Genomic DNA, 12,122 nt, shown 5'->3' on the forward strand with positions numbered 1-12,122 from the left:
GTACAGGAAAAATGTCGTACTGATGACTTTTTAGAGAGATTCATTCTTGCATTGAGATTCTGATTTGATCACCTTTTTAAATGTTGTAAAGTGACAAAATTCAAAGATTAATATCAAAATAACCATTAACCCACAGCTGATTGGATCAGCGCAGTAGGGGCAGGAAGCAAATGTTACCAAGACTTCATCACCAAACGGACGTCGATCCCGTCGTTTTGAGCTTTTTACAACAACTCGAAAACGAGGGGTTTAGCGGCGATATCGAATCACAATACTCTAGCCGACTTGCTGTTGCGACTGACAACAGTGTCTATCAGCAATTGCCTCAAGCCGTTGTGCATCCCAAATCAACTCATGACGTAGCACTTATTGGTAAGATTAGCTCAAAACCAGAGTTTGAGAGAGTCACTTTTTCACCGCGCGGTGGTGGCACTGGTACCAATGGCCAGTCGTTAACCAAAGGTATTGTGGTTGATTTATCTCGTCACATGAACCAAGTGCTTGAAATTAATGCTGATGAAGGTTGGGTAAGAGTACAAGCTGGTGTGGTGAAAGACCAATTAAATGATGCGGTCAGACCATTAGGTTATTTTTTCTCACCGGATCTTTCGACCAGTAACCGAGCCACACTTGGTGGCATGATCAATACCGATGCGTCAGGGCAGGGCTCTTTAAAATATGGCAAAACGTCGGATCATGTCTTGTCTCTGCAAGCCGTTTTTGCCGATGGCTCGGTACTTGAATCGGATCTCTCATTAGGCTTGCCTGAAAGTGGTACTTTTGCTGCAAATGCTTTGCAAGTGACCGAAGCGGTATGCCGCGACAAGCGCGAACAAATTGTGGCGAAATTTCCACCTCTTAACCGCTTTCTGACGGGCTACGATCTTAAAAATGCGCTTGATGAAGAAGGTGATCACTTTAATCTCACTCGGGTACTTTGTGGCGCAGAAGGCTCTTTGGTCTTCATCACAGAAGCAACCTTGAATCTGACGCCTATCCCCCAAGCTCGCACCTTAGTCAATGTGAAGTACAACAGCTTTGATTCGGCATTGCGTAATGCCCCTTTAATGGTAGCGGCCAATGCGTTATCGGTTGAAACCGTCGATTCCAAAGTATTAAATCTAGCTAAGCAAGATATTGTTTGGCATAGCGTCAGCGAGTTATTAGCGGATGTTCCGGGCAAAGAGATGCAAGGCATCAACATGGTCGAATACGCAGGCCAAAGCGAGCAAGAGGTCGCCGCACAGGTCGCTTCATTGACGCAGCGTCTTGATCAGATGCTTGAGCAAGAACAAGCGGGCATCATTGGCTATCAAGTGTGCAGTGATTTGGCGAGCATTAACCTGATTTACAACATGCGCAAAAAAGCGGTGGGGTTATTAGGGGCGGCCAAAGGCAAGGCTAAACCCGTTGCTTTTGCTGAAGATACTTGTGTTCCTCCTCAACACTTGGCTGATTTTATTAGCGAATTCCGTACCTTGCTGGATAGTAAAAATCTCAGTTATGGCATGTTTGGCCACGTGGATGCCGGCGTGCTGCATGTGCGTCCTGCTTTGGATTTGTGTGACCCACAGCAAGAGCTTCTGATGCATGAAGTGTCTGATGAGGTAGTCAAGCTGGTGGCAAAATATGGCGGTTTAATGTGGGGCGAACATGGCAAAGGTTATCGCTCCGAATATGGCCCCGCGTTTTTTGGTGAGGAGCTATTTACTGAATTACGACGCGTTAAAGCAGCCTTTGACCCGCACAATAAAATGAACCCCGGCAAAATATGTACGCCACTTGAGACCAATTTTGAATTGGTCAAAGTCACGGACACCAAACGCGGCTATTTTGATCGTCAAATCGATGTGAAGGTCCGTGACAGTTTCAAACAGGCGATGGAGTGTAATGGTAACGGTTTATGTTTTAACTATGACACCAGTTCGCCGATGTGCCCGTCGATGAAAGTCACGGCGGATCGTCGTCACTCACCGAAAGGCCGCGCCGGTTTGGTGCGTGAATGGTTACGCCAACTTACCGAGCAGGGTGTGGATATTCTCGACCTAGAGAAACAAGTGTTGGAGTCAAACCCAACCATCAAAACTATGATTGATCGCGTGCGTAACTCTTTCAATAAATCGCGCGAGTACGATTTTTCACATGAAGTGTATGAAGCGATGAACGGCTGCTTGGCGTGTAAAGCGTGTGCCAGCCAATGTCCAATCAAAGTGGATGTGCCGAGTTTTCGCTCTCGTTTTTTAAATATCTACTACTCACGTTATCAGCGTCCGGCTAAGGATTATCTCGTCGCGAATATTGAAACGCTTTTGCCGGTCATGGCAAAGGCTCCGCAAGTGGTGAACGGGGTATTGGCTCAGAAATGGGTACAAAGCCTCACCGCTTCAACCGTTGGTTACGTTGATGCGCCCTTGCTTTCGGTACCGACGTTGGCAAAGCGTGTCGCAGGCCAGGTGGTGAAATTTGATATGCAGCGTCTCGCTGGTCTGTCACAGCAAGATCGCGCTGAACATGTGATTATCGTTCAAGACCCATTTACCAGTTATTACGATGCTGAGGTGGTTGAAGATTTCGTGCAATTGCTGATCAAATTAGGCAAAAATCCGATACTGTTGCCATTCAAACCCAATGGTAAAGCACAGCATATCAAAGGATTTTTAAAGCAATTCACAACTACCGCGAAAAACACCGCTGCGTTTTTGTCACAAGTGGCTGATCTCAATATTCCAATGGTCGGTGTCGATCCAGCGTTAGTGCTTTGCTACCGTGATGAGTACAACGAAATTCTTGGCGATAAGCGCGGTGAGTTTGATGTGTTGACCGTTCATGAGTGGCTGTTGCCACGTTTGTCGGAGTTTAACCATCACCAAAACCACAGTGACGCGCCTTGGTATCTGTTTGCTCATTGCACGGAAAAGACCAAACTACCGAATGCAGAAAAAGAGTGGGGTGCGATATTTAGCCATTTTGGTTCTCAGTTAAAAACGGTGCCAGTTGGTTGTTGTGGCATGGCTGGAACCTTTGGCCACGAAAAGGATAAGCTGGAGATGTCGAAAGATATTTATGGTTTAAGCTGGAAGCCAAGTTTAGAAAAACTGCCCAAAGAGCGTTGCTTGATCACAGGGTATTCCTGCCGTAGTCAAGTGAAACGATTTGAACAGGTAAAACCAAAGCATCCGTTACAAGCTTTACTGGCATTGTTGTAAACCCTAAGCCCAGACCTTACTGGGCTTTTTACTATACTGTCGATATTGGTTTGGAGCGAAGCACAGTCAGGTGGAGCAGCATGGAAAAATTTGAACTGAAAATACCCCCAGTGGCGATATTTATTGTGGCGCTACTGTTGATGCATCGTATCTCATACAGTTTTGAGTTTGCAAGCCTCGCTTTACCTCTGCCTCGAGTGGTCTTTGCGATTTGCTTTGTTTTATCTGGCATCGTTGGTTTACTGGGGATTTACGAATTTCGTCGCAAGAAAACTACGGTCAATCCAACCAAACCAGAAACGACATCGTGTATTGTGGATAGCGGTATCTACCGCTATTCGCGTAATCCGATGTATCTGGGGCTCTTTTTCCTGTTGTTTGGCGTGGCTTATTGGCAACACAATGGGTTGAGCCTTGTGGTCGCATTTTTATTTGTGTGGTTTATGAATCGTTTTCAGATTTATCCAGAAGAGCGAGTGCTGGAAGCGCGTTTTGGCGAAGAGTATGTCGATTACAAGCAGCGTGTCAGGCGCTGGATATAGTTGAATGTCGTAAGGCATCCGAAATCAAAAGCCCCGCAAGAATAGCGGGGCGGCAATCTATACAACGAACATGGTTCTAGACAACAAACATGGTTCTAGATAATGAGCAAAAGAGCTCAAGCCATAGTGAAAAGAATACGGTTAGGCTGCTTTTGAAAATTGAGCTAAAAACATCTCTTTACGTTCATTGAAGCGATTAACTAAGTCATCGACTGCTTCTTGGTCATAAGGTTTCAGGCCACTAGCTACCATGCGCTTTACCCCTTTCCCTACGATTTGACCGTTTTCTTTAAAGGCAAAGTTAAGCGTGACAATGCCACGTTTACCGTCAACATCAAACGTCGCACCAGAAAACTCAACTTCAGGTGAAGTGAGGTCTAAACGTTCAAATTCCACTTCCATGCTTTCATAGATGACTAATGGGCGCTGGCAGTTAATCATCATTTGCGCTTCTTCCATCAATGGCACCATGATGTGCGGGAAGTTCATACCAGAAAACTGCACATAGTTCGTCACAACGTGTTCGATAAATGCGGTGTTGTGGCTTACTTGGCCTTCACGGCTCATGTGTAGATACTCTTTGCCGGCAGTATCGACAAGAGCGCTCTCTTTCATACACTTATTTTCAATGTGCAGTGCAATGCCATCGCTGACCATGCCTGAAAAATCAAAACGCATCTTTTGGCTAATGCCTTCTTTTTGCAGCAATACTGCAAAGAGCAAATCGCCCGGAACACAGAAACGCTTGCTGTCTTCGTCGTGGATTGGGTTGAAATCTCCCGCCACTTTTTTAGCAAAGTGACTCGCTTGTTGGCGAGTGAACTGGAATTTTTGATCTTGATGAGAGAAATAAGATGTAAGAGACATAATGTACGCTGTATGGCCAAAACTGAAGCGATTATAAGTCAACTCCACTCGATGAATGGTCCAATCAGTAAAAAGAGCCTCACAGAGAGCGAGGCTCAATAGCGTAACATTATAAGCTAGGGAGAAGATTTTCCGGCATGAGCGAGTTATGTACCGCCAGTTCTAGCAAGGTATTGGCTTGTTCAATGTCTGGCGAGAAGTAGCGATCCTTATCGTAAAACGAAACTTTTTTACGCAGGATTTGTTTCGCTTCTTCGACTAATGCGGAGGATTTATTGGGTGCTCTGAAATCGAGCCCCTGCGCGGCAGAAAGATACTCGACCGCTAAAATACCACGCGTGTTTTCGCTCATATCACGCAGACGACGACCAGCAAACGTTGCCATCGACACGTGATCTTCTTGGTTGGCCGAAGTAGGTAAGCTGTCAACCGAAGCCGGATGGGCGAGCGTTTTATTTTCACTGGCTAGCGCTGCCGCCGTCACTTGCGCAATCATAAAGCCAGAGTTAACGCCACCGTTGTCCACTAAAAATGGCGGAAGCTTGCTGAGCGCGCTGTCAATCAAGAGTGCCATGCGTCGTTCTGACAAACTGCCGATTTCGGCAATCGCTAGCGCCAAGTTATCCGCAGCCATCGCGACGGGCTCTGCATGGAAATTACCGCCAGAGATGATGTCGCCATCGTCTGCAAACACCAGAGGGTTGTCGGAAACGGCATTGGCTTCCACTTCTAGCGTTTCAGCCGAATTGCGAATTTGCTGTAAGCACGCGCCCATCACTTGTGGTTGGCAACGCAGTGAATACGGGTCTTGTACTTTTTCACATGCGGTGTGGGATTCACCAATCTCGCTGCGGCTGTCAAGTACATGGCGATAAGCGCTGGCGGCATCCATTTGCGCGCGATGGCCGCGAACGCGATGAATGCGCGGATCAAACGGGCGGCGACTGCCCAGCGCCGCTTCGACCGACATTGAACCACATACAATGGCGGAGGCAAATAAGTCTTCTGCGGCAAATAACCCCTCTAGGGCAAATGCGGTAGAGGCTTGTGTGCCATTGAGTAGCGCGAGCCCCTCTTTTGGCGCTAAAGTAATAGGAGTTAGCCCTGCGATTTTCAACGCGTCCAGTCCAGAGATAATTTCGCCGTTGTGGCGAGCTTGCCCTTCGCCGAGCAGTACCGTACTCATGTGTGCTAAAGGCGCTAAATCACCCGATGCGCCAACCGATCCCTTTTGCGGAACACAGGGGTAGACTTGGTGATTAACTAACGCCATCAAGGCGTTGATCACCTCAAGTCGAATACCAGAATACCCACGGGAAAGGCTATTAATTTTGAGTACCATCATCAAGCGAACGGTTTCATCCGCCATGAATTTACCAATGCCCGCAGCGTGTGAAAGCACGATGCTGCGCTGCAAGGTTTCTAAATCTTCAGGGGCAATTTTAGTATTGGCAAGTAGGCCAAACCCCGTGTTGATACCATAAACAGTACGATTTTCGGCAATCACTTGCTCAACGACTTGTGTGCTTGCTTCAATACCCGCTATCGCGCTGGAGTCGAGTGATACGGTGACCGGCTTTCGGCTTACTTGACGCAGTGCTTTTAAGCTCAATTGGCCCGGTTTAATAACAAGATTTAACATGTTTTTTGTCCTTACTTCAGTTGCTCGAGTTCATGGTTGAGCATTGGCAGGTCGAGCTTTTGTTCTTTAGCACAGCGTTTCGCAATGTCATAACCTGCATCAGCATGGCGCATGACACCTGTGGCTGGGTCGTTATGTAAAACACGCGCAATGCGTTGCGCTGCGTCATCTGAACCATCACAGCAGATCACCATGCCAGAGTGCTGAGAAAAGCCCATACCTACGCCACCGCCGTGGTGGAGTGACACCCAAGTTGCGCCACCGGCTGTATTGAGCAGTGCGTTGAGCAGCGGCCAATCGGAAACAGCGTCTGAGCCATCTAGCATACCTTCAGTTTCACGGTTTGGGCTTGCTACCGAGCCGGAATCTAAATGGTCGCGACCAATCACGACTGGCGCTTTTAACTCGCCACTTTTCACCATCGCGTTAAAGGCTTGGCCTAAACGTTCGCGATCTTTCAAACCCACCCAACAGATGCGAGCTGGTAGGCCTTGGAATTGAATGCGTTCGCGCGCCATGTCTAGCCAGTTATGTAGATGGGGGTTATCAGGGATTAACTCTTTCACTTTTTGGTCGGTTTTATAAATGTCTTCGGGATCGCCAGACAGGGCGACCCAGCGAAAAGGTCCAATCCCCTCACAAAATAGCGGGCGAATGTAGGCTGGCACGAATCCTGGGAAGTCAAAAGCGTTCGCTACTCCTTCTTCGAGAGCCATTTGGCGGATGTTGTTGCCGTAGTCGAGTGTGGCAGCGCCGCGTTTTTGCAGCGTTAACATCGCTTGAACTTGGACGGCCATCGATGCTTTGGCCGCCTTGACCACTTGGCTTTCATCTTGAGTGCGCATTTGAGCGGCGTGTTCCATGCTCCAATTTAAGGGTAAATAACCATTGAGTGGGTCATGGGCCGAGGTTTGGTCTGTCACCACATCGGGGGTGATATTACGCTCAACTAGCTGTGGAAAAATATCAGCGACATTACCTAACAAACCGACAGAAATCGGTGTCTCCGAGCTATCGATCATCGCCAAGGCTTCATCTAAGCTGGTGGCTTTTTTATCGACATAACCAGTGCGTAAACGGTAGTCGATGCGCGATTCATCACACTCGACCGCAATCATGGAAAACCCAGCCATGGTTGCCGCTAATGGCTGAGCGCCGCCCATGCCACCTAAGCCGCCAGTCAACACCCAGCGGCCTTTTGCGCTACCAGCAAAATGCTGTTTAGCGATGGCGACGAAGGTCTCGTAAGTACCTTGTACAATGCCTTGTGAGCCGATGTAGATCCATGAGCCAGCCGTCATTTGACCGTACATCATCAAACCTTGCTTATCGAGCTCATTAAAGTGCTCCCAGTTGGCCCAATGTGGTACAAGGTTTGAGTTGGCAATTAGCACACGTGGTGCATTTTTGTGCGTCGGGAAAACACCGACAGGTTTGCCTGATTGAACCAAGAGCGTTTGATCCTCTTCAAGGCGTTCAAGCACTTCAACAATTTTATCAAAGCACGGCCAATTTCGGGCCGCGCGGCCAATGCCACCATACACCACAAGTGCATGTGGGTGCTCTGCAACGTCTGGGTCAAGGTTGTTCATGAGCATGCGCAGTGGCGCTTCGGTTAACCACGATTTGGCTCGAAGTGTTGTACCGTGAGGGGCGCGAATGGTGCGCGTGGTATCAAGACGTTGCTCTTGAGTATGGGGTTGCGTCATGTTGAGACTCCTTGTGTTTCACAATGTGGCGCTATTGTTGTTATGGTGCCAGTATCGGGTTTAGTGAGGTGTAGCGATTAATCGTCGGTCATGGCATTGGCGATATCCCAACACAGCCTTGCCGCGAGACGAGCAGTTTGATTGTCTTGGTCAAATTGCGGGTTGTATTCGGCAATGTCGGCAATTAACAGCTTATTTTTGTGGTAGAAAATTTTGTCAAAATAAGGGGCAAGCGCTTCATAACTTACGCCACGTGCCGCTGGGGCGCTGACTCCCGGCGCCGTTGCAGCTGGAAAGACATCTAAGTCAATCGTTAAATAGAGATAGTCACACTGGTCAATGAAGTGTTGCAGTTCACGCAGATGATCAATCGGGCTCAGTGCTGAAAACTGATTATCTTGCATATACCAAACGCCCAGTTCATCGGCTCGTTGAAACAGTGCAGTAGTATTACTTGCTCGGCTTACACCTAAGCAAGCGTAATGAAATGGCCATTGATTTTGCTCACACCATTGATGAATTTGATTAAAGGGAGTGCCGGAGCTAGGTCGCACCGAAGCGATCTCTGACTCAAAAGCACGTAAATCGAAATGTGCGTCAAAATTGATGATCCCAATTCGTGGTTGGCTGATGGCTTGTTGACTCAGATATTGCGCTGCGCCTTGAAACGTGGCCCAAGCGACTTCATGACCGCCACCCAGTACGATAACGGGCGTTTGTTTAAGCGTATGGGCAATCACATCAGCGCACTGTTGCTGAGCCAGCTCAAGTTCATCATCAATACAGCGAATATTGCCCAGGTCAAAAAAGCGAGAGTGCTTATGCCAAGCCATGTTGGCCAGCGCTTGGCGAATGGCATCGGGAGCCTGTTTTGCGCCAATGCGTCCTTTATTGCGGGCCACCCCTGCATCGCATTCAAAACCGATAATGGCAATGGCTTTCTCATCTTGGTTTTGTTGAATGGGTAGCGTATTGACGGTGCAACGTTGAGTTTGATGGTGAACGCGTGTACCTAACTCGCCATCTTCGGCATCGTGACGGCCTTGCCACTCGAAGCTGTGCTGAGTGTTGCTAAGGGTAGGGTTATTCATAGGTAAATGCTCCGTCAACTACGCGTGCATGCAAACGCGGTACGCCCACTTGATAACTTAAATCGGCTGGGTGGCTAATATTCCAAATGGCGAGATCGGCATCGTAGCCAGTGGCAATTTTGCCGCGAGAATCAGCAAAACCTAACGCTTGCGCAGCATGTTGAGTCACCCCTCGTAAGGCTTCTTGGGGGGTTAAGCCAAACAGTGTGCACGCCATATTCATAATAAGAGTGAGGTCAGCAAACGGCGATGTACCGGGGTTGAAATCACTTGCGATGGCCATTGGAATATGATGCTGACGCAGTAAATCAATCGGTGGGCGTTGGGTTTCACGTAAGAAATAAAAAGCACCGGGCAGCAAGGTTGCCACGGTATTGGAACGGGCGAGTGCAAACACACCTTGCTCATCTAAATATTCGATATGATCGGCAGACAAACCTTGGTAATGGGCGGTTAAAGCGCTTCCCCCTAGGTTTGATAATTGCTCGGTATGACCTTTCACTTGCAGCCCATGCGCAATTGCGGCTTGGAACACTTTTTCTGTTTGTGCCAGCGTAAAACCAATCGATTCACAAAACACATCGACGCTCGAAGCGAGTTTTTGTTCGGCCACCAGAGGGATGATTTCCTGACAAATATGCTCAACATAATCGTCTGATCGGTGTTGATATTCTGGTGGAATGGCGTGAGCGGCGAGCAGTGTTGTGACGACTTTAATGCGGCGATGATCCTCAAGGTGCTTAGCCGCTTTGAGCATTTTTATCTCATCATGGAGCGTTAAACCGTAGCCCGATTTGATCTCAACGGATGTGACACCGGAACGCAGCAACCCCTCTAACCTTGGTAGTGCCAACTCAACCAATTGGTCAATGGATGCGGTGCGGGTGGCGTGGACGGTTGATAAAATACCGCCGCCTTGCTTGGCGATCGCTGGGTAGGGAACACCTTGCAAGCGCATTTCAAACTCATTGGCGCGGTTACCGGCATAGATAAGGTGAGTATGGCAATCTATCAACCCCGGAGTGATAAGCTTGCCTTGGCAATCTATGACTTTGTGTTCTGGTGTGGCAGCTATGGGAATGTGGCTATCAAGGCTGGCGTCAATTTTGCCCGCTTTTATCACCACAGTTTTAGGAGAGCTAGGTTGATAGCCAAGCTCTCCTTGTTCCATGCTGACGATACGCGCGTTGGTCAGTATTAGATCCATCTTTATTGTCACCGTTATCGCTTAGTACGCTGCTGATTTAAATGTATATACAAATAAATAAGGCAAAAGCGCACGCGGTGCAAGATGAATGTTGCAAAAGTGTGATCGAATGTTGAAATGTGTAGCGTTAGTCGAGCATCACTTTAGAGGTTAATTTGTATTTCGATCCCGGGTGATAAAGCAGTGCAGAGCTGACTAACTTATCGCCACTCCAGGTACGGCGATTGAGTAGTAAACAGGGTTCATTGACGGCCAACTGCAACAATTGTTTGATGTGATGCTCGGCAATAATGGCTTCAACAGTGTGCTCAATGGCACTTAATGGGCAGTTTTGTGAAAGATATTGATTGGGCGTCATGAACGAGAAGTTTTGTTCAAGATAGTGGGGCGCGTAGCGGCTATTGACCCAGCGCACTTCCAGTTGTATCGGAGTGTCATTAGCAAAGTGAATGATTTCACTATAAAAAACAGAAGATCCTAGCATGACGCCGAGTTTGATAGCGACACTTTCATCTGCTGTTAACGCAAGTTGCTTTAAGACTTTACTGCGATATTGCTTCCCTCGGCTAGCGACCTCGTCAGCAATATTACGAATATCAAGTAGCGGTGATTCCGCTTTGTCTTCTACCGCGCAAACAAAAGTACCTAGCCTTGGTCGGCGTTGCAGTTTTCCATCAGCTACCAGATCCCGTATCGCTTTATTCACCGTCATCCGACTCACATTAAATTGCTCAGTCAGTTCTAGCTCGGTGCTTATGCGTTGGCCGACAGGCCAGTGTCCGGATTCAATGTTATCTAAAATAAATTGTTTTATTTGTCTATAAAGTGGTGAGCTTGACATGGGCATGATGAGTTTTATTTGAATATACAAATGATTAACGAAGTCGCTGGGAAATGCAATATTTAGATAAGGCTTTGCGATCATCATCGGCCAAAACTGTGAATTGGTGAAGCAGCTATCGACGACAAAGGGTCAGTGTCACGGTAAGATGGCGTCGTAACTTGTGTTGTAAATAGTAACCTGTGTTGTAAATGGTAACTTGTGGTTTAAATAATAAAGAGAAAATGCGATGACAGCTCCAACAGAAATGACTTTTTTCGCTCGTTTTGAAGCGGATATTTTGGCGAAAAAGAAAGTGATCACCATTCGTGATGAGAGCGAAAAGCACTACCAAGTTGGCTCTATTGTCGAGGTGAGTACGTTGGAAGAGGGACGAAAGTTCTGCCGCTTGTTAATCAATAAGGTTGAACCGATCCTATTTAGCGAATTAAGCCACTACCATGCAGAGCAAGAAAATATGTCACTCACGACACTGAAAGAGGTGATTCAAGACATTTATCCCAATATTGAACAGTTGTATGTCATTCACTATCAACTGGTTGAAGAAAAAGCTCTGGAAAAAGATCACGCTTAAAAATAATAACGCCAATCAATCACGATTGGCGTTATTGCTGTTTGCCTCAAGACAGTGTCACGACGATTTCATTATAAAACGCAGCAACAGTAATGAGGTTAGTCACGCTTCCACAGAATGTGGCAGAACTTTTGGTCTGGATCGCGGCTGACGAGCATTCTTGCAAACACATCGTCTAGTACGTCGTCCTCTTCGTTGACAAGACCGATCAATACTTCCGCGTAAGCTTCCTTATCGACGTCAAAACCCACGTGTTGAACCCAATCATCACCAACGTCAACCAGTTCAGCCGCGCCACGGTCTTCAAATTGTGCCGTAAACAGGATGACATCAACAGGTTCTAGATTATCGGGTGCCATTTCAAGAAAGATGTCGTAAGCCGCATCAATGGCATCGTCGTAAGAAATCAAATCAGACATTATTATGCTCGGCTCATGTATTTG

10 protein-coding genes are annotated in these 12,122 nt (G+C 47.5%); 3 read left to right on the forward strand and 7 right to left on the reverse strand.

The window, feature by feature from the left end; all coding sequences use genetic code 11:
- The first annotated feature begins 170 nt into the window (after positions 1-170).
- Positions 171-3,206: a D-2-hydroxyglutarate dehydrogenase YdiJ gene (gene ydiJ, locus AACQ21_RS00835; protein WP_181185598.1), complete on the forward strand. Its 3,036-nt coding sequence runs from the start codon at positions 171-173 to the stop codon at positions 3,204-3,206.
- 50 nt (positions 3,207-3,256) lie between these two features.
- Entirely contained in the window at positions 3,257-3,748 is a 492-nt protein-coding gene (locus tag AACQ21_RS00840) for a methyltransferase family protein (RefSeq protein ID WP_013856601.1), read from the forward strand.
- Between the two features lie 141 nt (positions 3,749-3,889).
- Here AACQ21_RS00840 and AACQ21_RS00845 read toward each other — a convergent pair whose 3' ends face one another.
- The 6 genes from AACQ21_RS00845 to hutC form a co-directional block, all read right to left on the reverse strand.
- On the reverse strand, positions 3,890-4,615 hold the full coding sequence (locus AACQ21_RS00845) for a DUF3581 domain-containing protein (protein WP_026027168.1): 726 nt from the start codon (positions 4,613-4,615) through the stop codon (positions 3,890-3,892).
- A 109-nt stretch (positions 4,616-4,724) separates the two neighbouring features.
- A complete protein-coding gene (gene hutH, locus AACQ21_RS00850) occupies positions 4,725-6,257 on the reverse strand; it encodes a histidine ammonia-lyase (RefSeq protein WP_017048047.1) in 1,533 nt (510 codons plus the stop codon).
- Between the two features lie 11 nt (positions 6,258-6,268).
- Entirely contained in the window at positions 6,269-7,966 is a 1,698-nt protein-coding gene (hutU, locus tag AACQ21_RS00855) for a urocanate hydratase (RefSeq protein WP_105977528.1), read from the reverse strand.
- Positions 7,967-8,043: 77 nt separating this feature from the next.
- Positions 8,044-9,057 (reverse strand): formimidoylglutamase, encoded by a 1,014-nt coding sequence (gene hutG / locus AACQ21_RS00860; RefSeq protein WP_094165382.1) that lies wholly within the window; start codon positions 9,055-9,057, stop codon positions 8,044-8,046.
- Entirely contained in the window at positions 9,050-10,264 is a 1,215-nt protein-coding gene (gene hutI, locus AACQ21_RS00865) for an imidazolonepropionase (RefSeq protein WP_047688278.1), read from the reverse strand. Before hutI ends, hutG begins: the two co-directional genes overlap by 8 nt.
- Before the next feature lie 127 nt (positions 10,265-10,391).
- Positions 10,392-11,105, reverse strand: a complete 714-nt coding sequence (hutC, locus tag AACQ21_RS00870; protein WP_038148510.1) for a histidine utilization repressor — start codon at positions 11,103-11,105, stop codon at positions 10,392-10,394.
- 229 nt (positions 11,106-11,334) lie between these two features.
- Between hutC and yqfB the strand changes: the two genes are divergently transcribed.
- Positions 11,335-11,679: a N(4)-acetylcytidine aminohydrolase gene (gene yqfB, locus AACQ21_RS00875; RefSeq protein WP_010319023.1), complete on the forward strand. Its 345-nt coding sequence runs from the start codon at positions 11,335-11,337 to the stop codon at positions 11,677-11,679.
- A 98-nt stretch (positions 11,680-11,777) separates the two neighbouring features.
- On the opposite strand, the gene AACQ21_RS00880 is transcribed toward yqfB, so the two are convergent.
- Positions 11,778-12,098 carry an HI1450 family dsDNA-mimic protein gene (locus tag AACQ21_RS00880; RefSeq protein WP_017048043.1) on the reverse strand — a complete coding sequence of 107 codons (321 nt, stop codon included), beginning with the start codon at positions 12,096-12,098 and terminating at the stop codon, positions 11,778-11,780.
- Positions 12,099-12,122: the final 24 nt, after the last annotated feature.

Source organism: Vibrio sp. V01_P9A10T6 (assembly GCF_963877065.1).
Classification (GTDB): Bacteria; Pseudomonadota; Gammaproteobacteria; order Enterobacterales; family Vibrionaceae; genus Vibrio; species Vibrio anguillarum.